Annotated in this window: 22 protein-coding genes and 1 tRNA gene; 14 read left to right on the plus strand and 9 right to left on the minus strand. The window is 75.5% G+C overall.

The features are described from left to right. The 4 genes from K1J50_RS13930 to K1J50_RS13945 all read right to left on the minus strand — a co-directional run. A partial coding sequence (locus K1J50_RS13930; RefSeq protein WP_220118358.1) for a type VI secretion system-associated FHA domain protein occupies window positions 1–607 on the minus strand: 607 nt, incomplete at its 3' end. Between the two features lie 4 nt (window positions 608–611). Further along, window positions 612–902, minus strand: a complete 291-nt coding sequence (locus K1J50_RS13935; protein WP_220118359.1) for a PAAR domain-containing protein — start codon at window positions 900–902, stop codon at window positions 612–614. A 1-nt stretch (window position 903) separates the two neighbouring features. After that, on the minus strand, window positions 904–1,491 hold the full coding sequence (locus tag K1J50_RS13940) for a DUF6931 family protein (RefSeq protein WP_220118361.1): 588 nt from the start codon (window positions 1,489–1,491) through the stop codon (window positions 904–906). A 9-nt stretch (window positions 1,492–1,500) separates the two neighbouring features. Next, a complete protein-coding gene (locus K1J50_RS13945; RefSeq protein ID WP_220118363.1) occupies window positions 1,501–3,408 on the minus strand; it encodes a type VI secretion system Vgr family protein in 1,908 nt (635 codons plus the stop codon). Window positions 3,409–3,621: 213 nt separating this feature from the next. On the opposite strand from K1J50_RS13945, the gene hemN reads away from it, so the two are divergent. The 13 genes from hemN (at window position 3,622) to K1J50_RS14010 (ending at window position 14,246) form a co-directional block, all read left to right on the plus strand. Next, window positions 3,622–4,995: an oxygen-independent coproporphyrinogen III oxidase gene (gene hemN, locus K1J50_RS13950; protein WP_220118365.1), complete on the plus strand. Its 1,374-nt coding sequence runs from the start codon at window positions 3,622–3,624 to the stop codon at window positions 4,993–4,995. A gap of 102 nt (window positions 4,996–5,097) precedes the next feature. Continuing rightward, window positions 5,098–5,184: transfer RNA gene (locus tag K1J50_RS13955), tRNA-Leu, on the plus strand. A 96-nt stretch (window positions 5,185–5,280) separates the two neighbouring features. Then, window positions 5,281–5,916, plus strand: a complete 636-nt coding sequence (locus K1J50_RS13960) for a ribonuclease D (RefSeq protein ID WP_220118392.1) — start codon at window positions 5,281–5,283, stop codon at window positions 5,914–5,916. Between the two features lie 128 nt (window positions 5,917–6,044). Continuing rightward, entirely contained in the window at window positions 6,045–7,031 is a 987-nt protein-coding gene (locus K1J50_RS13965) for a KpsF/GutQ family sugar-phosphate isomerase (RefSeq protein WP_220118367.1), read from the plus strand. Window positions 7,032–7,033: 2 nt separating this feature from the next. Beyond that, a complete protein-coding gene (gene lptC / locus K1J50_RS13970; RefSeq protein ID WP_220118369.1) occupies window positions 7,034–7,768 on the plus strand; it encodes an LPS export ABC transporter periplasmic protein LptC in 735 nt (244 codons plus the stop codon). Beyond that, complete coding sequence (locus K1J50_RS13975; protein ID WP_369413606.1) at window positions 7,765–8,742, plus strand: LptA/OstA family protein; 978 nt, start codon at window positions 7,765–7,767, stop codon at window positions 8,740–8,742. Before lptC ends, K1J50_RS13975 begins: the two co-directional genes overlap by 4 nt. A 29-nt stretch (window positions 8,743–8,771) precedes the next feature. Then, a complete protein-coding gene (gene lptB / locus K1J50_RS13980) occupies window positions 8,772–9,539 on the plus strand; it encodes an LPS export ABC transporter ATP-binding protein (RefSeq protein WP_220118394.1) in 768 nt (255 codons plus the stop codon). 11 nt (window positions 9,540–9,550) lie between these two features. After that, window positions 9,551–11,038, plus strand: coding sequence for an RNA polymerase factor sigma-54 (gene rpoN / locus K1J50_RS13985; RefSeq protein WP_220118371.1), 1,488 nt, complete (start codon window positions 9,551–9,553; stop codon window positions 11,036–11,038). 89 nt (window positions 11,039–11,127) lie between these two features. Continuing rightward, on the plus strand, window positions 11,128–11,490 hold the full coding sequence (gene hpf / locus K1J50_RS13990) for a ribosome hibernation-promoting factor, HPF/YfiA family (protein WP_220118373.1): 363 nt from the start codon (window positions 11,128–11,130) through the stop codon (window positions 11,488–11,490). Between the two features lie 153 nt (window positions 11,491–11,643). After that, window positions 11,644–11,892, plus strand: a complete 249-nt coding sequence (locus K1J50_RS13995) for a hypothetical protein (RefSeq protein ID WP_220118375.1) — start codon at window positions 11,644–11,646, stop codon at window positions 11,890–11,892. 93 nt (window positions 11,893–11,985) lie between these two features. Beyond that, the gene (locus tag K1J50_RS14000; protein ID WP_220118376.1) at window positions 11,986–12,207 is read left to right on the plus strand and encodes a hypothetical protein; all 222 of its coding nucleotides are present in this window, start codon (window positions 11,986–11,988) and stop codon (window positions 12,205–12,207) included. A 69-nt stretch (window positions 12,208–12,276) separates the two neighbouring features. Beyond that, the gene (locus K1J50_RS14005; RefSeq protein WP_220118377.1) at window positions 12,277–13,293 is read left to right on the plus strand and encodes a thiamine pyrophosphate-dependent dehydrogenase E1 component subunit alpha; all 1,017 of its coding nucleotides are present in this window, start codon (window positions 12,277–12,279) and stop codon (window positions 13,291–13,293) included. Continuing rightward, a complete protein-coding gene (locus K1J50_RS14010; RefSeq protein WP_220118378.1) occupies window positions 13,281–14,246 on the plus strand; it encodes an alpha-ketoacid dehydrogenase subunit beta in 966 nt (321 codons plus the stop codon). Before K1J50_RS14005 ends, K1J50_RS14010 begins: the two co-directional genes overlap by 13 nt. A 12-nt stretch (window positions 14,247–14,258) precedes the next feature. Here the strand turns inward: K1J50_RS14010 and K1J50_RS14015 are convergent, their stop codons facing one another. From K1J50_RS14015 to K1J50_RS14030, 4 genes are all read right to left on the minus strand, one after another. Further along, window positions 14,259–15,542 carry a TRAP transporter large permease gene (locus K1J50_RS14015; RefSeq protein WP_220118379.1) on the minus strand — a complete coding sequence of 428 codons (1,284 nt, stop codon included), beginning with the start codon at window positions 15,540–15,542 and terminating at the stop codon, window positions 14,259–14,261. Window positions 15,543–15,548: 6 nt separating this feature from the next. Continuing rightward, entirely contained in the window at window positions 15,549–16,061 is a 513-nt protein-coding gene (locus tag K1J50_RS14020) for a TRAP transporter small permease (protein WP_369413607.1), read from the minus strand. 7 nt (window positions 16,062–16,068) lie between these two features. Continuing rightward, on the minus strand, window positions 16,069–17,118 hold the full coding sequence (locus K1J50_RS14025; protein WP_220118381.1) for a DctP family TRAP transporter solute-binding subunit: 1,050 nt from the start codon (window positions 17,116–17,118) through the stop codon (window positions 16,069–16,071). Between the two features lie 104 nt (window positions 17,119–17,222). Then, window positions 17,223–17,996, minus strand: a complete 774-nt coding sequence (locus K1J50_RS14030) for an SDR family NAD(P)-dependent oxidoreductase (protein WP_220118383.1) — start codon at window positions 17,994–17,996, stop codon at window positions 17,223–17,225. Window positions 17,997–18,073: 77 nt separating this feature from the next. Here K1J50_RS14030 and K1J50_RS14035 point away from each other — a divergent pair, with 77 nt between their 5' ends. Then, on the plus strand, window positions 18,074–19,645 hold the full coding sequence (locus K1J50_RS14035) for an acyl-CoA synthetase (RefSeq protein WP_220118384.1): 1,572 nt from the start codon (window positions 18,074–18,076) through the stop codon (window positions 19,643–19,645). 23 nt (window positions 19,646–19,668) lie between these two features. On the opposite strand, the gene K1J50_RS14040 is transcribed toward K1J50_RS14035, so the two are convergent. Next, on the minus strand, window positions 19,669–20,907 hold the full coding sequence (locus K1J50_RS14040) for a YeeE/YedE family protein (protein WP_220118385.1): 1,239 nt from the start codon (window positions 20,905–20,907) through the stop codon (window positions 19,669–19,671). Window positions 20,908–20,932 lie beyond the last annotated feature (25 nt).

Here is a 20,932-nt window from a genome sequence, read left to right on the forward strand (position 1 = left end):
CCGTCCCCGCCGGAGGCGGCGAGAGGTCCCAGTCGTCGAGCGCGGGGAGCGCCCCCGCGGCCGGGATCGCGCGCGGAGGGACGAACACGTCCTCGACCGAGGGCCGGTGGTCCGGCATGGGCGAGGGATCCTCGGCGAACGGGTCGAAGTCGTCGGGCAGCGCCGGCGGGGCGCCGGCCGCGGGCCGCGGCGGCGCGAGCGGGTCCCAGCCCGGGTCCGCCGCCGCGTCCTGCGCCGCCCAGCCGGGCCCGGCGGCGGCGCCCTCCCACGCCGCCCCGGCGCCGGCGCCATCCTGCTCGATCCGCAGCTCGATCTCGTAGCCGCCGAGGCGCAGCCGGTCGCCGTCCTCGACCGGCTTCACCCGGTCGCGGCCGATCGGCTCGGCGGCGTGGTTGACGAAGGTGCCGTTGGTGGAGAGGTCGCGCACCTGCCAGCCGCCGGAGCGGAACTCCAGCACGCAATGCCGCCGCGACAGGATCCCCTCCGGGTCCGGCAGCACCCAGTCGCAGTCGGCGCCGCGGCCGATCGTGTAGTCGCCGCCGGCCACGCGCCGCTGCTCCGGCACGGCGGCTTCGGGGCAGCGCAGCACGGAGAGCAGGAGGGGCATGGCCTCAGCCTATCAGCACCGTGGGCATGCCGACCATGATCGTCCCGCCGTGCGCGGTGAGGTCGCCCATCCGCGCCGCCGGCAGGCCGCCGATCAGGGTGGTGAGGCTGCCCAGCGCGATCGCATCGGGCGGGCCGACGCAGAGCGCCAGGTCCGAGACCCGCGCCGCCGGCAGGCCGCCGATCAGCACCGTCACACCCCCCGGCGGCAGGACCGGCCCGCCGACATGCGGCACCGGCCCGTTGAACAGCGGGCAGACATGCATGTCGGTGACGCGCGCCGCCGGCAGGCCCATCTCAGCCCTCCTCCGGCGGGATGCGGCCGGCGCCGCCGGCGGCGATGTCGCGCGCGGAGGCGAGGAAGCGCTCGAAGCGGGCGTCCTGGCGCTCCGGCCTGAGGCGCACCGCCGAGAGCACCACCGAGCCGGCGACCGCGACCCCGGTCAGGTGCTCGGCCGGCGGCACCGCCGGCTGGCCCGGCGGGGCCATCGAGCCGCCGGACCAGAAGGCGCCCATCGCCGCCCAGGCCTCCGGCGAGCGGAACCGGGTCTGCTGCGCCGCCGCCTCCGCCGCGCGGCGGCTGGCCTCGTCCGGGCGGCGCACCCAGCGCTCCGCGGCCTCGAGCGCGGCGCGATCGGGCGGGGGCAGGGCGGGATCGGGCACCGCGCGGGCGCACATGCAGGCCCACCATACCGCCTCGCGCTTGGGCAGGGCGTGGGCGATGAGGCGCATCGCCTCCGGCATCCGCCGCGCGGCGGCCAGCCGCTCGACCCCCTGGGCGGCGTCGGCGGCGCCGTCGAGCAGCGCGGCCCCCTCGGCGTCGAGCTCCAGCCGCGGGAGCAGCGGCGCCAGCGGGACGGCCAGCTTGGCAAGGGTCGCGCCCACCGCCCGGTCCTAGTTGATCATGGCGATGCCGCCCTTGAGGATCAGCATCCCGTCGCCCTTCACCTGGGTCATCGGCGACTTCACCTCGGCCGTCGTCGTGCCCTCGATGGTGATCGTCAGCCCTTTGATGGTGACGCCGGTCTGGTCGATCCGGACGGAGGACTGCCCCACCTTCAGCTCGATGCTCTGCATCGCCTCGGTCGTCGCCTTGCCGAGATCGAGCCTGGTGTCCTGGTTGCCCATGGAGATCACCACGCTCTGGTTCCCCATCTCGACCCTGGTCTCCATGTCCCCCTTGGAGACGACGAGGCTCTGGTTCCCCTGCTCGACCGTCACCGAGCGGTCCTTGGTGACGGTCTCGGTGTGGCTGCCCTTCACCGTCTCGGTGCGGTCGTTCTTGACCAGCACGTTCAGGTCCTTCTCGGCCTGGACGTAAAGCTCCTCGCTGCCCCTGGTGTCGTCGAAGCGGAGGATGTTGGCGTTGTCCGCGCCGCCGCCCTTGGTCGAGCGGGTGGCGAGGCCGCCCTTGTTCATGCTGGAGGGCAGCGCCCCGAAGGGCGGCACCACCTCGCCGTGATAGGCGGAGCCGACGACGATCGGCTTGTCGGGGTCGTCGTCGAGATAGCCGACGATCACCTCGTCGCCGATGCGCGGCAGGAACCAGGTGCCGCCCCAGGCGCCGGCGACGGGCTGCATCACCCGGATCCAGCAGCTCGTCTTCTCGTCGCGCTTGCCCTCGCGGTCCCACAGGAACTGCACCTTGATGCGTCCCTGCTTGTCCACGTAGATCTCCTCGCCCGGCGGGCCGGTGACGATCGCGCTCTGCAGCCCGGGCATGCGCGGCCGCGGCCGCGGCGCGGGGTTGCGCCACGGCGTGGCCGGGTCCATCAGCGTCACCGCGCAGCTGTAGCCCGCGCCGCCGCCGCCGGCGAGCTGCGTCTCGTCGAAGGCCTCGTGCCGCGCCGCGGTGACGAGCCAGGTGACCTCGCCCCCCTCCTCGGTCGGCTTGATCTTGACGCGCGAGCCGGCGAACACGCGCGGCTCGCGGAGCGTCGCCTCCACCAGGCTCGCCTGCGCCTCCTCGGTCTCCATCAGCAGCCGCGCCACGTCGGCGTCCGGCCGCACGGCCTGGCCGCCGGGCCAGAGGAACAGCTCGCCGCCGGTGCTCTGCGCGCCCTTGAGCACCGTGCCCGCCGCGGCCTCGAGCAGCGAGTCCGGCGCCATCTGGTCGTAGTCCTTGAGCAGCACCTTGCCCGGCCGGCGGTCGCCGCGCGGCGCCCAGGCGACGACCGAATCGAAGGTGTCGCCGTTGGGGCGGTGGACCAGCGGCCCGCAGGGGGCGAGCGGGAAGTCGGCGTTGGCGGAGGTGATCTTCAGGGCGTGGCTGCCCTCGGCGTGCTCGAAGAAGTAGCCGCAGCCGACCTCGTCGAGCAGCCGCTGGACGAAGTCGAGATCGGTCTCGTTGTACTGCACGCAATAGGGCCGCGGCGCGGTCGGCGGCGAGCCGAGGAAGGTCGCGCTCAGGCCGGCCTCGGCGAGCACCGTCTCGACGATCTGCTTGACCGACTTCTCCTGGAAGATGCGGCAGTCCGCGGTGCGCGAGAGGGTCCACAGCTCCGGCACCGCCTCGATCCGGTAGGCGGTGAGGCCCCGGCCGTAGCTGCCGGCGCGGCCGAAGGCGCGCACGATGCCATGGAAGGCGCGCACCGTCTCGCCCTGCCGCACGGTGCAGGTGATCGCCTGGCCGATCAGGTCGCCGAGGGTGAGGGAGTCGTTCTCCGAGATCGCCTCGGCCTCGATCAGGAAGGGCCGGCCGATCGCCTCGTGCACCGTCAGGCGGCGCAGCACCAGCACCCCGTCGCCGAGCGGCGAGGCGATGGAGAGCAGGCGAGGCGCCTGGTCGATGGTCAAGGACACCGCCGCGGACCCCCTCCTGCTGACGTGACGCCGGCCTCCGGCGCAGCATACCCTTCCCGCGCCGGGGGTGGAATATCGCGCCGGGACGGCACGCCCTCCGCGCACGCCGGCGCAGGCCGGGCGGCGGCCGCGGGCGCGGGGCGGCCCCGCGGCCTGGCCCGCTTGATCTGCCGCAAGGTGCCGCAGGGCGCCCGAGTATAGTTGAGCAAGGCCATGCCCGACGCGCCGCCGCTCTCGCCGGACCGCCTGCTTCGCTTCGCCACGGCGAACCTGCCGCGCTACACCTCCTACCCCACCGCGCCGCATTTCGCCCCGCTCGCCGAGCAGGAGTGGCGCGAGCGCCTCGGCGCCGTCGCTCCGGGCGATGCCCTGTCGCTCTACGTGCACGTCCCGTTCTGCCGGGCGCTGTGCTGGTATTGCGGCTGCCACACCGCGGTCACGCGCAATCCGCTCCGCCTCGCCCGCTACGCCGCGGCGCTGCGCGCCGAGGCGGCGCTGCTCGCCGAGGCGCTGCCCGCCGCGTGCGGCCCCGTCACCGCGCTCCACTTCGGCGGCGGCACGCCGACCGCGATCGGCGTTCCCGCCCTGGTCGGGCTGGTCGCCGACCTGCGCCAGCGCTTCGGCTTCGCCGCCGGCGCCGAGCTCGCGATCGAGCTCGATCCCCGCGCGCTGGGCGCCGCCGACGCCGACGCCCTCGCCGCCGCGGGGTTCCGCCGCGCCAGCCTCGGCGTGCAGGACATCGCGCCCGAGGTGCAGGCGCGCATCGGGCGCGAGCAGCCGGCCGCCCTCGTCGAGGCCGCGGTGCGGCGCCTGCGCGCCGCCGGCATCGCCCGGATCAATTGCGACCTGATCTACGGCCTGCCCGGCCAGACCGCGGACCATGTCGCCGCCAGCGCCGCCTTCGTCGCCGCGCTCGGCGCCGACCGCGTGGCGGTGTTCGGCTACGCCCACGTCCCCTGGATGAAGCCGCACCAGCAGGCGCTGGACGAGGCCGCCCTGCCCGGCCCCCTCGCCCGGCTCGAGCAGGCCGAGGCCGCCGAGCGGGTGCTGCGCGCGGCGGGCTACGAGCCGATCGGCCTCGACCATTTCGCGCGCCCGGACGACCCGATGGCCGAGGCGGCGCGGGCGGGGCGCCTGCGGCGGAATTTCCAAGGGTACACCACCGACGACGCGCCGGTCCTGCTCGGCCTCGGCGCCTCCGCCATCTCCCGCCTGCCCGCCTTCTACGCGCAGAACGCAAGCGACGAGCGGCGCTGGCTCGACCTGGTCGGCGCCGGGCGGCTGCCGGTCGCCCGGGGGCTCGCGCTCACCCCCGAGGACCTCGAGCGGGCGCGGCTGATCGAGCGGGTGATGTGCGACCTCGCCCTCGACCTGACCGGCGTGCCGGACGCGATCATGGCGACGGCCGCGGCGCGGCTCGCGCCGCTCGCCGGCGACGGCCTGGTGCGGCTCGAGCAGGGCGGGCGCTGGCTGCGGGTGACCGAGCGCGGCCGCCGCTTCCTGCGCCACGTCGCCGCCTGCTTCGACGCCCGGCTCGACCCGGGCGGGGCGGCGGCCTCCCGGCGGCGGCACAGCCTCGCGGTCTGAGCGCCGCTCGCCGGCGCTCCGCTTGCCGACGCCGCCGCGCCTCCTACATTCTTGACGGCGCCACGGCGCGCCGTTACATCGCCCGCCCTGCCGCCCAGACATGCCCAGGTGGCGGAATTGGTAGACGCGCAGGTTTCAGGTACCTGTGGCCGCGAGGCCGTGGAAGTTCGAGTCTTCTCCTGGGCACCATCCCCCCTCCCCTGACCGTGGCGCCGACGGGCCGGCCGCTCGCCCGGACCGGCCGGTGACCGGCACGGAGGTCCCGCCGTGGGAACCACCCTCTTCATGGCGCAGGCGACCATCAGGCTGCACCGCAACGACCTCCCCGAGGGCCTCGACCTCGGCCCCGTGGTCGCGGTGGACACCGAGACGATGGGCCTCAACCCGCACCGCGACCGGCTCTGCCTGGTGCAGCTCTCGGCCGGCGACGGCGTGGCGCATCTGGTCCAGCTCGTCCCGGAGGCGCTCGGCGGGCGCGGCTACGACTGCCCGAACCTCAAGCGGCTGCTGGCCGACCCCGCGCGCACCAAGCTGTTCCACTTCGCGCGCTTCGACCTCGCGGTGCTGCGCCACGCGCTCGGCGTGACGGCGGCGCCGCTGCGCTGCACCAAGGTCGCGGCCAAGCTCACCCGCACCTTCACCGACCGCCACGGGCTCAAGGACCTGTGCAAGGAGCTGCTCGGCGTCGAGCTCTCCAAGCAGCAGCAGAGCTCGGACTGGGGCGCGCCCGAGCTGACGCCGGAGCAGCTCGCCTACGCCGCGGCCGACGTGCTCCACCTGCACGCGCTGTGGGCCAAGCTCGAGGGACTGCTCGAGCGCGAGGGCCGGCGCGAGCTGGCGGAGGCGGTGTTCCGTTTCCTGCCCGCGCGCGCCGAGCTCGACCTGCTCGGCTACGAGGAGCCGGACATCCTCGCCCACTGAGGGCGCCGCCGCATCCCGGGCGGCCGGCGGAGGCGGCGGGAGCGGGCGCCCCGGCGCATGGCACGTTTCTTGTCGGGCGGGTCCAGCCGCGCGTTGACCCCCCGTCGCCGCGGCTCCATACAGGATGCGTGAACGCACCGCTCTCCCCGCATCCGGACCTGGAGGCCGCGCGCCGCGTCCTCGCCACCGAATCGGAGGCGCTCGCCGCCCTCGCCGCCGCGCTCGACGACCGCTTCGCCCGCGCCGTCGCGCTGCTCGCCGGCGCCACCGGGCGCGTGGTGGTCTCCGGCATGGGCAAGTCGGGGCACGTGGCGCGCAAGATCGCGGCGACCCTGGCCTCCACCGGCACGCCGGCGCTGTTCGTCCATCCGGCCGAGGCCTCGCACGGCGATCTCGGCATGATCGTGCCCGGCGACGCGGTGCTCGCGCTCTCGAACTCGGGCGAGACGCCGGAGCTCGCCGACCTGGTCCAGCATTCCCGCCGCTTCGGCCTGCCCCTCGTCGGCATCACCGGGCGGGCGGAGAGCGCGCTCGCCCGCGCCGCCGACGTCGCGCTGGTGCTGCCCGACGTGCCGGAGGCGTGCCCGATGGGCCTCGCCCCCACCACCAGCACGACCATGCAGATGGCGCTCGGCGACGCGCTGGCGGTGGCGCTGCTGACCCGGCGGGGCTTCACCGCGGCGGACTTCCGCGTCTTCCACCCCGGCGGGCGGCTCGGCATGCGGCTCCGGCGCGTGCGCGAGCTGATGCACACCGGCGAGGAGATGCCGCTCGCCCCGCCGGAGACGCGCATGGACGCCGCGATCGTGGCGATGACCGCGAAGCGCTTCGGCGTGCTCGGCATCGTCGGCGGGAGCGGACGGCTGGTCGGCGTGATCACCGACGGCGACCTGCGCCGGGCGCTCGATGCGGACGGCGGGGCCGCGCTGCTCGCGCGCAGCGCGGGGGAGGTGATGACCCGCACGCCGCGCACCGTGGCCCCCGACCAGCTCGCCGCCGAGGCGCTGCGGATGATGAACGAGCGCGCCATCACCGTGCTGTTCGTGGTGGACGGCGACGGGCGCCCGGTCGGCATCCTGCACGTGCACGACCTGCTGCGCGCGGGGGTGGCGTGACGATGGCTCCCGCGGAGGCCGGCGCCGGCCCGGGCGGCGCCCTGGCGCAGCGCCCGCCGCCCGCCCGCGGCGGCGCCGCCGCGGTCGCGGCGGGGCGCCGGACGATCCCGCCGCCCTCGCGCGAGCGCCGCATCCCGACCGCGCGCCAGATGGCGCGGCGCGCCTTCCTGCTGCGCTGGGCGAAGCGGATCCTGCCGCTGCTCGGCGTCGCCCTGCTGCTCAGCATCGCGCTGTGGTCGGAATATGCGCGCGAGGACAACCGCCTGCGCATCGGCGTGCGCGGCCTCGGCCTGCGGCCGGACGCGATGAGCGTGCTGCGGCCGCGCTACCAGGGGGTGGACGAGCGCAGCCGCCCCTTCACCGTCACCGCCGAGCTCGCGGTCCAGAACGGCGACGAGGACGTGCTCACCCTCGAGGCGCCGCGCGCCGACATCCTGCTCGAGGACGGCGCCTGGCTGCTGCTGGAGGCGCGCCAGGGGCGCTACAGCAAGGAGCGTGGCCGTCTCGACCTGGACGGCCAAGTGACCCTCTACCACGACAACGGCACGATGCTGACCACCGAGCACGCGGCGATCGCGCTCGCGGAGGGCGCGGCGCAGGGCGACGCGCCGGTCGCGGCGCAGGGCCCCTTCGGCACCCTCGTGGGCGAGGGCTTCCGCCTCCGCGACCGCGGCGCCGTGGTCGAGGTGACCGGCCGCTCCCGCGCCGTGCTCGAAGGGGAGAGCGGGACGCCGTGAGGCGAGCGATACGGTCGCGGGCCGGCGCCGCCGTCTTGGCGGCGGCGTGCTGCCTGCTGCTCGCCGTCCCCGGCACGGTCCCGGCGGTCCGCGCGCAGGACCTCGACCTCAGCCGGGGCGGGCCGATCGAGGTGACGGCGCGGGACGGCATCGAGTGGCGCCAGGCCGAGCAGGTCGTGATCGCCCGCGGCGACGCGCGCGCGGTGCGCGGCGGCGTGACCGTGGAGGCCGACCGGCTGATCGCGCGCTACCGGCCGCGGGGGGGGGCGCGCGCGGCCGCCGGCGCCCCCCCCCCCCCGCCCCAGCAGGCCAACGAGATCTGGCGCCTGGAGGCGGAGGGCAATGTCCGCATCTCCACCGCCACCGACCGCGCCACCGGCGAGCGCGCGGTCTACGACATGGACCAGGCGGTGATGGTGCTCTCGGGCCGCAACCTCCGGCTCGTGACGCCGCAGCAGACCATCACCGCGCGCGATTCGCTGGAGTACTGGCCGCAGCGGCGCATGGCGGTGGCGCGCGGCGGGGCGCAGGTCGAGAGCAGCGACGGGCGCTGCGTCGCCGCCGACACGCTGGTCGGCTACTTCGCCGCGGAGCGCCCGGCGGCGTCCGGGGGAGGCGCGGCGCCGGCCGGCCCCGCGGGCGGCGGGCCGGGCGCCGCGGTGCCGGGCGAGGGCAGCCGGCTCGAGAAGGTCGAGGCCTTCGGCCACGTCGAGATCCGCACCGCGACCGAGGTCGTGCGCGGCGAGCGCGGGGTGTACAGCCCGGTGGACGGCCGCGCCCGGTTGGTCGGGAATGTCCGCATCACCCGGGGCGACAACCACGTGGAGGGCCAGGAGGCGCTGGTGGACCTGCGCGCCGGCACGGCGCGGCTGCTCGGCGAGCGGGTGCGCGGCCTGATCGTGCCGCAGCAGGACGCGGCGGAGCCGCGGCCGCAGCCGCAACAGCCGCAGCAGGGCGCGGGATGCGCGCGGTGAGCGAGCCGCTTCCGCCGCACGGCCGTTCGCTGCGCGTCGTCCCGGGCGGCGGCGCGGCGCCGGCCGCGCCCCCGGCGTCCGGCCTGTTCGCGATCGGCCTCGGCAAGCGCTACCGCAAGCGCCCGGTGGTGCGGAACGTCTCGATCCACCTGCGCCGCGGCGAGGCGGTCGGCCTGCTCGGGCCCAACGGCGCCGGCAAGACCACCACCTTCTACATGATCACCGGCCTCGTGCAGCCCGACGAGGGCCAGGTGATCCTCGACGGGCACGACGTCACGCTGCTGCCGATGTACCGCCGCGCCAGGCTCGGCCTCGGCTACCTGCCGCAGGAGGCCTCGATCTTCCGCGGCCTCAACGTCGAGGACAACATCCGCGCCGCGCTCGAGGTGGTCGAGCCGATCCGCGAACGGCGCGAGCAGATGCTGGACGCGCTGCTCGCCGAGTTCGGGATCGCCCATCTGCGCCGCGCCCCGGCGCTTGCGCTCTCGGGCGGCGAGCGGCGGCGCTGCGAGATCGCCCGCGCCCTCGCCACCCACCCCTCCTACATCCTGCTCGACGAGCCGCTCGCCGGCATAGACCCGATCGCGGTCGGCGAGATCCGCGACCTGGTGCGGCACCTCAAGGACCGCGGCATCGGTGTGCTGATCACCGACCACAACGTGCGCGAGACGCTCGAGATCATCGACCGCGCCTACATCCTGCATGACGGCCAGGTGCTGATGGAGGGCACCCCGCGCGACATCGTCGCGCACGAGGGGGTGCGGCGCGTTTACCTCGGGGAACGGTTCAGCCTCTAGGCTGCCCCGCCATGGCGCTCGGTCCGAGGCTCGAACTCCGGCAGGCCCAGTCGCTGGTCATGACGCCGCAGCTGCGGCAGGCGATCAAGCTGCTGCAGTCCTCCAACCTCGAGGTCGCCGCCTTCGTCGAGGAGGAGCTGGAGCGCAACCCGCTGCTCGAGCGCGACGAGCGGCCCGACCTGCCCGATCCGGAGGCGGGGCGCGGGCTCGATCCGCTGCCGCCCGCCGCGGCGGAGGCGCCGCCCGACGCCCACGCCGCCGCGCTGTCCGAGGCCCTGCCGGCGGAGGCCGCGGCGCCGCTCGACATCGCCGAGTGGGACAACGTCTACGAGCCCGACGCCGTCCCGGCGCGCGGACGCGGCGCGCCGGAGACCGACGACGACCTCGGCGGCGTCGAGGCGATGCCGGCGGGGCCGCGCCCGCTGCACGAGCATCTCGCCGAGCAGGCGCGGCTCGCCTTCGCCGATCCGAAGGACCGGCTGATCGCGACCGCGCTGATCGCGCTGCTCGACCCCGCCGGCCGGCTGGACGCCGACCTCGGCGCGCTGGCCGCGGCGCTCGGCTGCGAACCGGCGCGCATCGAGGCGGTGCGGCAGCGCATGCAGCGCTTCGACCCGGTCGGGCTGTTCTGCCGGAACCTGCGCGAATGCCTCGCCGTGCAGCTCGCCGAGCGGAACCGGCTCGACCCGGCGATGGAGACGCTGCTCGACCACCTCGACCTGCTGGCGCGGCGCGAGCACGCGGCGCTGATGCGGCTCTGCGGCGTGGACGCCGAGGACCTCGCCGGGATGATCGCCGAGCTGCGCCGGCTCGACCCCAAGCCCGGCACGCGCTTCGACTTCGCCCCGGCTCCCGCCGTCGTGCCCGACCTGCTGCTGCGCCGCGCCCCGGACGGCGCGTGGGTGGTGGAGCTGAACCCCGGGACCATGCCGCGCCTCCTCGTCAAGCGCGGCTTCCATGCCCGCGCCGTCGTCGCCGCGCGGACGCGGGAGGAGAAGGCCTTCCTCGCCGACCGCCTGGCCAGCGCCACCTGGCTGGTGCGCAGCCTGGAGCAGCGCGCCGCCACCATCCTCAAGGTCGCCGCCGAGATCGTGCGCCGCCAGGACGGCTTCCTCCGCCACGGCGTCGAGCACCTGCGCCCGCTGACGCTCCGCGACGTGGCCGAGGCGGTCGGGCTGCACGAGAGCACCGTCAGCCGCGTCGCCGCGAACAAGCGCATCGCCACGCCGCGCGGCATCTTCGAGCTCAAGTACTTCTTCACCAACGCGATCCCCGGCACCGCCGGCGGCGCGGCACACAGCGCCGAAGCGGTGCGCCAGCGCATCCGGGCGCTGATCGCCTGTGAGAAACCGCACGAGGTGCTGTCGGACGACGCGATCGTCGAGAGGTTGCGCCAGGAAGGCGTGGACATCGCCCGCCGGACCGTGGCGAAATATCGCGAGGCGCTGGGCATCCCCTCGTCGCTGCAGCGCCGGAAGGAGAAGGCCGTCCCGGCCTGATCCGAACCCCTCCCGGGCCGCCCGCGGGCGGCCCGGCGTCGGTGCCGGCACGGGCGGCCCTCTTTCGCGTGGAAGGAGGTCACGGCCTGATGCATGTCACCATCGCCGGAAAGCAGATGGACACGGGCGAGGCGCTGAGGACCAGGGTGCGGGAGGAGCTCGCGCAGATCGCGCGCAAGTACTTCGACCACGCGCTCGAGGCGAACGTCACCTTCAGCCGGGACCACAAGGGACGGCTCGCCGCCTTCGTCGCCTGCGACATCAACCTCAAGGCCGGCCGCAACCTGTTCATCCGCGCCGGGGGCGAGGGACCGGACGCGCACCGCGCCTTCGAGGTGGCGGCCGAGCACCTCGCCAAGCGCCTGCGCCGCCACCGCCGGCGGGTGAACGAGCACGCCCGCAGCCTGGCCGAGGAGCGGGAGACGATGCCGGATTTCGCCTCCCAGGACTGAGCGCGCACGGCCGGGCGGGCGCCAGGGTCGCGGACGCGGCCCGGCGATGCTGCTCCTGCGGCCCGGCAGGGCGGAGGAGAGGACGGCCCGGCGGCACGCCCCGGATCCCGAAGCACGATGGAGCCCATCCGGGGAGGAGCGAAGTGGGGTCCGATGCGAAGCGAGACCCGCGACGTGGTGGTCGCAGGCTGCGGTCGCGCCGGCCTCCGAGCCGTAGTGGCGGCGGAGACGGGCGCGCGCGTGGCCGTGCCGGAGCGCGCGCCGCGCGAGGAGCGGGGCGGCCAGAGCCGCTGCACCGAGGCCTATCTCCGCATGAAGAGCCCGCGCGAGGTTTGCGACGACTTCGAGACCCGTCTCGTCGAGAACGGCAGCGGCGCCATCGCCCCCGATCTGGTCGAGTAGGCGGCGCGACCGCGCGCAGAGCGGCACTCCGCCGCGCGCGGCCTGATCGCCCGCGGCTGCGAGGCGATCATCCCGGGCGAGGCGCTGCTCTGCGTGCTGCTCGCCCGCCACGGCGTGACCGAGGTGGGCGGCGTGCCGGTGGTGGATGCGCTGGCGGCGACGGTGAAGATGGCCGAGGCGATGGTGGACCTGCGCCGCAGCGCCGGGCTGCGCCCCTGCCGCAGCGGCTACTTCAACGCGCGGCCGCCGCGCCAGCGGATGCGCGAGCTGCTGCGGTTCTACGGCATCGCCGCCCTCGGCCGGCACGAGGGGTGAGCGGCCGGGCCCGGCCGCCGCGGCCTTGCGCCCTTGCATCCCGCATGCGGCCGCGCGAGGCTCGCGCGCATGGACCCGTCCCCGCCACCCGCCGGCGGCCCGCCGCCGAACGAGACCGTGCGGCTCCTCGCGATGCTGCGCCTGATGCTGCGCATCCGCGCCTTCGAGCGCGAGGCGGTCGCCGCCATGCGCTCCGGCGAGGCCCCGGGCGTGGTGCACGCCTCGATCGGGCAGGAGGCGATCGCCGCCGGCGTCTGCCTGCATCTGCGGCGCGAGGACCGCGTCACCTCCACCCACCGCGGGCACGGGCACGCGCTCGCCAAGGGGGCGGATGCGCGGGCGATGATGCTCGAGCTGTATGGCCGCGCCGGCGGGGCCTGCGGCGGCAAGGGCGGCTCGATGCACATCGCCGACTTCGCGGTCGGCATGCTCGGCGCCAACGGCGTGGTGGGCGCCGGCATCCCGATCGCCTGCGGCGCGGCGCAGGGCCTGAGGCTGCTGCGGCAGGACGCGGTCGTCGCCTGCTTCTTCGGCGACGGCGCGGTGAACCGCGGGCCGTTCCTCGAGGGCCTCAACTGGGCGGCGCTGTATCGCCTGCCGGTGCTGTTCGTCTGCGAGGACAACGGCTTCGCCGCCTTCACCCGCACCGCCGAGTCGACCGCGGGGGCGGGGGCGGCGGCGCGGGCGGAGGCGATCGGCGTGCCCGCGCTCGCCGTGGACGGCACCGACCCGCTCGCGGTGGACGCCGCCGCCGCCGACCTGATCGCCGCGATCCGCGCCGGCGCCGGGCCGCGCCTGCTGCATGCGCGCTGCTACCGCTGGGAGGGCCACACCGGCACCGACCCCGCCGCCTACCGCCCGGCCGAGGAGGTCGCCGCGGCGCGCGCGCGCGACCCGATCCGCCGCCTCGCCGAGGCGCTGATCGCGCGCGGGGTGGCGGCGGCGGAGATCGCCGCCCTGGAGGCGGAGGCGGAGGCCGAGATGCGCGCGCACCGCGAGGCCGCGCGCGCCGCGCCCCTGCCCGACCCGGCGGCCGCCTTCGCCGACGTGCAGGACACCGGAGCGCCCGCCCCGTGCCCCGCCTGAGCTTCGCCGAGGCGACGCGCCGCGCCCTCGCCGCCGAGATGCGCCGCGATCCCACGGTCTGGGCGCTGGGCGAGGACCTCGGCCGCGGCGGCATCTTCGGCCAGTACAAGGGGCTCGTCGAGGAATTCGGGCCGGAGCGCATCGTCTCCACCCCGATCTCCGAGGCCTGCATCATGGGCGCGGGCCTCGGCGCGGCGCTGGTCGGCACGCGGCCGGTGATCGAGATGCGGATCGCCGACTTCGCGCTCTGCGCCATGGACGAGCTGGTGAGCCAGATCGCCAAGGTGCGCTACATGTTCGGCGGCCAGGGGCGCGCCTCGCTGGTGGTGCGCATGCCGGGGGGGATGTGGCGCAACAGCGCCGCGCAGCACAGCCAATGCCTGGAGGCGTGGATGGTGCACATCCCCGGCCTGGTGGTCGCGGCGCCGGGCACGGCGCAGGACGCGGCGTCGCTGCTGAAGGCGGCGATCCGCTGCGACGACCCGGTGGTGCTGATGGAGTCGAAGAACCTCTGGACCGCCGAGGGCGAGGTGGACGAGGACGCGCCGCCGGCCGAGTTCGGCAGGGCGCGGATCGCGCGCGCGGGCGAGGAGGTGACGGTGGTCACCTGGGCCGCGACCGTGCCGGTGGTGGAGGCGGCGGCGGAGCGGAGCGGCGTCTCCGCCGAGGTGATCGACCTGCGCAGCCTGTGGCCGTGGGACGAGGCGGCGGTGGTGGCTAGCGCGGCCCGCACCCGCCGCCTGCTCGTGGTGCACGAGGCGGTGACGGTGGCGGGCTTCGGCGCCGAGGTGGTGGCGCGCGTGACCGAGCGCCTCGGCCCGGGCGCCCTGCGCGCGGTCGGGCGGCTCGGCGCGCCGCGCGCCCCGGTGCCCTTCGCGCCGGCGCTCGAGGACGCGCTGCGGCCGACGGCGGAGCGCGTCGCGGAGGCGATTCGGCGCCTCGCCCGCGGCTGACCGCCCGCCCCGCTACATCCCGATCGCCCGCGGCAGCCACAGCGCGATCGCGGGAAAGGCGATCACCAGCGCCAGCGCGACCAGCATCGCCCCCACCAGCCAGCCCACCCAGGGGATGGTGCTCTCCATGCTCACGCCGGCGATGCGGCAGCTCACCATCAGGTTCACGGCCATCGGCGGCGTCACCTGGCCGATCGCGATCTTCATCGTCAGGATCACGCCGAACCACACCAGGTCCCAGCCGAAGGCGTTGGCGATCGGCACCAGAACCGGCAGCAGGATCAGGTAGATCGAGATCCCGTCGAGGAACATCCCGACCACCACCAGCAGCAGCGCCAGCAGGGCGAGCGTGCCGTACTCGCCGAGCCCCAGCCCCACGACCCAGGCCGCGACGGGCTGCACGATGCCGAGCGTGCTGGTGGACCAGGCGAACACGCTCGCCAGCGCCACCACGATCAGGATCACCGCCGAGAGCTCCCCGGCCTCGACCAGCATCTCGTAGAGGTCGCGCAGGGTGAGCGTGCGGTACACCGCGAAGCCGATGAACAGGCCGTAGAACACCGCCATCACCGCGGCCTCGGTCGGGGTGAAGGCGCCGATGCGCATGCCGCCGAGGATGATCACCGGCGCGAGCAGCCCCCAGAACGCCTCGCGGAACGTCTCCCAGACCCGCAGCCGCTCCTCGGCCCGCGCCCGGCCGCCGAAGTCCCGGAGGAGGGAGATCGCCACCACCGTCGCGATGATCGCGAGCCCGACCAGGATCCCCGGGAACATCCCGGCCATGAAGATCGCCGGCACCGAGACGCCCGGCACCAGCACGGCGTAGATGATGAAGGCGATCGAGGGCGGGATCAGGATGTCGGTCGCCGCCGCCGCGGCCACGGTGCTGGCGATGAAGGGCCGCGGGTAGCCGTCCGCCGCCATGCTGCGCGTCACCACCTGCCCCACCGCGGCCGAGGTCGCCGGGCCGGAGCCGGAGATGCCGCCGATCACCATCGCCACCAGCACCGCGACCGAGGCGAGCGCCCCGCGCCCCGCCCCGACCAGGGCGGTGGCGAAGCGCACCAGCCGGAGCGCCACCCCGGTGCGGTCGAACACGCTGCCGACCAGCACGAACATGGGGATGGCGATCAGCGGGTACTTGGCGATGCCGGCGTAGACGTTGGTCGGCATCGCGAACAGCGACTGGTCGGCGAGCCAGATCGCCAGCGCCCCGGCGAGGCCGAGGGCGACGCCGATCGGCACCCCGCCGGCCAGAAGCACGGCGAAGACGGCGAACAGGACCGCGCCGATCACGGCCCGCTACCCGTCCCGCCCGCGCGCGAGGCGCACCATCCGCCCCACCGCCCGGCCGATCACCGCGAGCGAGAGCAGCGGCAGCCAGCCGGTGTAGAGCCACTGCGGGTTGCCGAGGCCGGAGGAGAGCACCTCGAAGCGGTACTCGTCCCAGGCGAGCAGCGCGCCGTAGCCGGCGATCAGCCCGAAGCACAGCACGGCGAGCGCCATCGCCGCCATCTCGGCGCGCCGCCGCCAGGGCGGGGGAAGGCCGTCCACCAGGTAGCCGATGCGGATGTGCCGCCCGCCGGCCATGGCAAGCGAGGTGCCGAGCAGGGCGACGATCACCATCAGCGCCACCGAATACTCCTCGGTGAAGGCGATCGAGACGTCGGTCAGGTAGCGCAGCGCCACGTTCGCCGCGGTGATCAGCGCGATCGCCGCCATCGCGGCGGCGACCAGCGCCTCCTCGATCCGGAGCGGCACCCGCGTCGGCGGGTTGCGGTGCTCGCCGCCCGGGTCCAGCTCGGCGTTCGCCACCCGCCCCTCACCCCCGCGCGGCGCGGATCGCGGCCTCGGCCCGGCGCACGAGATCGGTGCCGACGGTCTGCGCCCACTTGTCGTACACGGGCCGCGTGGCGCGGGCGAAGGCCTGCTTCTCGGCGTCGCTCAGCGCCGTGACCGTCACGCCGCGCCGCGCCAGCTCCTCGAGCGAGGAGCGGTCGCCGCCCTCGCCCAGGCCCTTGCGCGAGGCCTCGATCTGCTTGCGCGCCGCCTCGCGCGCGCAGTCGCGGATCAGGTCGCGGTCGGCGGGGGCGAAGCTCTCCCACACGCTCTTCGCCACCAGGAAGATGCCGGCGTCGGCGACGTAGTTCCAGATCGTCAGGTACTTCTGCGCCAGCGTGTCCATGCGGAAGGCGAGGAACAGGTTGATCGGGTTCTCCTGCCCGTCCACCGCGCCGGTGGAGAGCGCGGGCTGCAGGTCGGCGAAGGTCATCTGCACCGGGTTGGCGCCGAGGGCGGTGAAGATCTCGGCGAAGATCGTGCCCGCGGCGAAGCGGATCTTCATGCCGCGCAGGTCCTCGGGCCGGCGCACCTCGCGCCTGCTGTTGGACAGCTCGCGGAAGCCGTTCTCGCCCCAGGCGAGGGGGACCACCTCGCGCCGCTCCAGCACGCGGAACAGCTCCTGGCCGACCTCGCCGTTGATGATCGCGTCGAAGCCGCGGTGGTCCTGCAGCAGCCAGGGCAGCGAGAACAGGTTCATCTCGCGCACCTGCGGCGAGATGTTGATGGTCGAGAACACCGCCATGTCGATCACGCCCTGGCGCATCGCCACCAGTTCGCGCGTCTGGTCGCCGCCGACGAGCTGGCTCCCCGGATAGACCTTGACGTTGATGCGCCCGCCGGAGCGCTGCGTGACCAGCTCGGCCCACTGGAACGCCCCCTCCGAGAGCGGGATCGGCCGGTTGCCGACGACCGAGAGCTTGTACTCGGCGCGGTAGCCGGTCTGCGCCCGGGCGATGTGGGGGGCGGCGAGGGCGCCGGCGGCGCCGAGGAGGAGGCCGCGCCGCGTCGCGGCGGAAGGCGTGGTGCGCATGATCGGTCCCGTTCGCTCCCTGCTGTGGCGGGCATGGCGGCGGCCGGCGGGCCCGCCGGCGCGGCGCGCCGCGGCACGAGCTTCGCGCCCGGCGCCGGCGGCGTCTAGCCGGTCGGCGCGAAGGGCCGGCTGTCCATGCCGGCGGCGGCGAAGCCGCCGTCCACGGCGAGGACGTGGCCGGTGACGTAGCCGGCGTCCGGCCCGCACAGGAACAGGGCGGCCCCGGCGATCTCCTCCGGCGCGGCGTAGCGGCGCATCGGCACGGCGCGGGTCCAGGCCTCGCGCGTGGCCGAGACGTGCATCGCCGCCACCAGCGGCGTCTCCACCGGCCCCGGCGCGAGGGCGTTGACCCGGATGCCGTATTCGGCGAGGTCGAGCGCCATCACCTTGGTCAGCGTGATCACCGCGCCCTTCGAGGCGCCGTAGGCCGCGCGCCCGCTGTTGCCGCGCAGCCCGGAGACGCTGGCGATGTTGAGGATGGCGCCGCCCGTGCCGGCCTCGCGCATCGCCCGCGCGCAGGCCTGGCCGCAGAGGAAGGTGCCGCGGACATTGACCGCGTAGATGCGGTCCAGCACCTCGACCGGGGTGTCGAGGAAGGGGATGTCGCGGCCGATCCCGGCCGAGTTGACCAGCACGTCCACCCGCCCGTGGCGCGCGAGCACGGCCGCGGCCATCGCCCGGACCGAGCCCTCGTCGGCCACGTCCACGCGGAGCGGCGCGACCGCCCCGGCGGCGTGGCCGGCAGGCAGCGCCTCGGCGGCGGCGCCGATGTCGGCGGCGATCACCGCCGCCCCCTCGCGCGCGAAGCGCTCGGCGATCGCGGCGCCGATGCCGGAGAGGCCGCCCGTCACCACCGCCACCTTGCCCGCGAGCCGCATGCGCGCCTCCCCCTCCCGTCGCGGCTTGCGATAGGCCGCGCCGGGCGGCAGATCAAGCCGCGGGGAGGAGCGCTGCCATGATCCCGACGGCCAATCTCGCGAGCCTGCTGCTGCAGACGGCGCGCCGCCTGCCGGACCGGCCGGCGCTGGTCTGGCGCGACCGCGCCTGGACCTGGGCCGAGACCGCGGCGCGCGCCGCCGCCGCCGCGGGGGCGCTGCGCGCCCGCGGCATCGCCAGCGGCGACCGCGTGCTGGTGCACGCCCGCAACTCCAACGCGATGTTCGAGAGCGTCTGGGCCTGCTGGCTGATCGGCGCCGTCTGGGTGCCGACCAATTTCCGCCTCTCCCCGCCGGAGGTCGCCTATCTCGCCGCCTCCTCGCGCGCCCGGGCGCACCTGTTCGACGCCGCCTTCCCCGCCCACCGCGCCGCGGCGCGCGCGGCCAACCCCCACTGCGCGCTGGAGGTCGGCATCGGCGGCGACGGCCTCGACTGGGAGGCGCTGATCGCCGAGGGCGCGGCGCGGCCGGTCACCCATCCCGCCGAGGCGGAGCGCGACCACCCGGCCTGGTTCTTCTACACCTCCGGCACCACCGGCCGGCCCAAGGGGGCGGTGCTCACCCACGGCCAGCTCGGCTTCGTCGTCGTCAACCACATCGCCGACCTGATGCCTGGCCTCTCGGAGCGCGACGTCTCGCTCGTCGTCGCCCCGCTCTCGCACGGCGCCGGCATCCACGCGCTGGCGCAGGTGGCGCGCGGGGCGAAGTCGGTGCTGCTGCCCGGCGAGCGGCTGGACACCGCCGAGGCCTGGCGGCTGATCGAGACGCACCGGGTGAGCAACATGTTCACCGTGCCGACCATCCTCAACGCGCTCGCCCGCGACCCGACGGCCGGGACGCGCGACCGCTCCAGCCTGCGCCACGTGATCTACGCCGGCGCGCCGATGTACCGCGAGGACCAGAAGCACGCGCTGCGCGTGCTCGGCCCGTGCCTGGTGCAGTACTACGGGCTCGGCGAGGTGACCGGGAACATCACCGTGCTGCCGCCCGAATGGCACACCGCCGAGGACGACCCGGCCTTCCCGGTCGGCTCCTGCGGCTACCCGCGCACCGGGATCGAGATCGCGATCCTCGACGCGGAGAACCGCCCCCTGCCCGCCGGCGAGACGGGCGAGATCTGCGTGCGCGGCAATGCCGTCTTCGCCGGCTACTTCGAGAACGAGGAGGCCAACGCCAGGGCCTTCGCCGGCGGCTGGTTCCACACCGGCGACCTCGGCCACCTCGACGCGCGCGGCTTCCTCACCATCACCGGCCGCGCCTCGGACATGTACATCTCCGGCGGCTCGAACGTCTATCCGCGCGAGGTCGAGGAGGTGCTGCTGACCCACCCGGCGGTGGCCGAGGCCTGCGTCGTCGGCATGCCCGACCCGAAGTGGGGCGAGAGCGGCGTCGCCGTGCTGGTGCCGCGCGCGGGCGCGACGATCGAGCCGGCGGCGGTGCTCGCCCACCTCGAGGGCCGGCTCGCGCGCTACAAGTGGCCGGCGCGGATCGTCGTCTGGCCGGAGCTGCCGCGCTCGGGCTACGGCAAGGTGCCGAAGCGGGAGGTCCGGCGGCTGCTCGAGGCCGGGGAGACGCCGGGCGGCGGCGCCTGACGCCGCCCGGCGCGGAGGGGCCTTCAGCAGCCCGTCCGGCGCGCCGCGCGCTCGACCTCCAGGCCGAACAGCGGCCGCAGGCGCGTCCCCAGCACGCTGCCGGCGAAGGCGGAAACCAGCCACAGCCAGCCATGCAGGCTGGAGGAGGCGATGCCGCCGAGATAGGCGCCGATGTTGCAGCCATAGGCGAGCCGGGCGCCGTAGCCGAGCAGCAGCCCGCCGAGCACCGCGGCGAGCAGGGGGCGCGGCGCGATCCGCCACTCGGGCGCGAAGCGGCCGGCGAGGCCCGCGGCGAGCAGCGCGCCGAGCACGATGCCGAAATTCATCACCGAGGTGACGTCGGCGAACACGCTGGCCTGCAGCGCCGCGGCGTTGGCCGGCGTGGACCAGTACGGCCAGAACGCGACGTCGATGCCGAGCGCGTCCGCGACCTTGGAGCCCCAGAGCGCGAAGGCGGAGGTGATGCCCCACGGCCGCCCGGCGAGGGCGAGGGTGGCGAAGTCGAGCACGGCGAGCGCCACCGCGCCCGCCACCAGCGGCCACGGCCCGCGCAGCAGCCGCGCCGGGGGGCCGGCGCCGCGCGGCGCCTCGTCCGCCAGCAGGCGGCCGTGGCGGCGCCGCTCCAGCACCACGGTGAGCGCGGCGATCGCGGCGAACAGGGCGAGATGCGCGGCGAGCGCCGGCCACGCGCCCCACGCCTTGACCAGCGAGACGGGCGCGAACGCCGGCAGCGCCGCCCACCAGTGCAGATGCGCCGCGCCGAACACCGAACCGACGATGAAGAACAGCAGCGTCACCACCATGCGCGTCGAGCCGCCGCCGACCGCATAGAGCGTGCCGGAGGCGCAGCCGCCGCCGAGCTGCATGCCGATGCCGAACAGGAACGCCCCCGCCGCGACCGAGACGCCGACCGGCGCGACGTAGCCCGCGACCGGCTGGCCGAACAGCGAGCCCGCCTCGAGCGCGGGGAAGAACAGCAGCGCGGCGAGCGCGAGCAGCACCATCTGCGCGCGCAGGCCCGCCCCGCGCCGGTCGGCGATGAACACCCGCCAGGCCGCGGTGAAGCCGAAGGCCGCGTGGTAGAGCACGAGGCCGAGCGCGCCGCCGATCAGGAACAGCGCCGCCTGGCGGGCGCTGACGTGCTGCTGCAGGAGCAGCGCGCCGAGCAGCAGCGCCGCCGCGGCGGCGACGATCGGGCGGCGGCCGGGCCGCGGCCAGGCGGGGCTCAGGGAGGGGGAGGCGGTCGTCGTCACGCCGGACATCGCGGTGGTGGTCCTCCTTGTACGG

This window comes from Caldovatus aquaticus, from assembly GCF_019458025.1.
Lineage (GTDB): Bacteria > Pseudomonadota > Alphaproteobacteria > Acetobacterales > Acetobacteraceae > Caldovatus > Caldovatus aquaticus.

Excerpts from the sequence above, each read along its gene's own strand:
- K1J50_RS14040 (WP_220118385.1), bottom strand. The coding sequence starts at position 20,907 with ATGTCCGGCGTGACGACGACCGCCTCCCCCTCCCTGAGCCCCGCCTGG.
- lptC (WP_220118369.1), top strand. The coding sequence starts at position 7,034 with ATGGCTCCCGCGGAGGCCGGCGCCGGCCCGGGCGGCGCCCTGGCGCAG.
- K1J50_RS14005 (WP_220118377.1), top strand. The coding sequence starts at position 12,277 with ATGGACCCGTCCCCGCCACCCGCCGGCGGCCCGCCGCCGAACGAGACC.
- K1J50_RS14035 (WP_220118384.1), top strand. The coding sequence starts at position 18,074 with ATGATCCCGACGGCCAATCTCGCGAGCCTGCTGCTGCAGACGGCGCGC.
- K1J50_RS14025 (WP_220118381.1), bottom strand. The coding sequence starts at position 17,118 with ATGCGCACCACGCCTTCCGCCGCGACGCGGCGCGGCCTCCTCCTCGGC.
- K1J50_RS13995 (WP_220118375.1), top strand. The coding sequence starts at position 11,644 with ATGCGAAGCGAGACCCGCGACGTGGTGGTCGCAGGCTGCGGTCGCGCC.
- K1J50_RS14030 (WP_220118383.1), bottom strand. The coding sequence starts at position 17,996 with ATGCGGCTCGCGGGCAAGGTGGCGGTGGTGACGGGCGGCCTCTCCGGC.
- K1J50_RS13935 (WP_220118359.1), bottom strand. The coding sequence starts at position 902 with ATGGGCCTGCCGGCGGCGCGCGTCACCGACATGCATGTCTGCCCGCTG.
- rpoN (WP_220118371.1), top strand. The coding sequence starts at position 9,551 with ATGGCGCTCGGTCCGAGGCTCGAACTCCGGCAGGCCCAGTCGCTGGTC.
- hemN (WP_220118365.1), top strand. The coding sequence starts at position 3,622 with ATGCCCGACGCGCCGCCGCTCTCGCCGGACCGCCTGCTTCGCTTCGCC.
- hpf (WP_220118373.1), top strand. The coding sequence starts at position 11,128 with ATGCATGTCACCATCGCCGGAAAGCAGATGGACACGGGCGAGGCGCTG.
- K1J50_RS13960 (WP_220118392.1), top strand. The coding sequence starts at position 5,281 with ATGGCGCAGGCGACCATCAGGCTGCACCGCAACGACCTCCCCGAGGGC.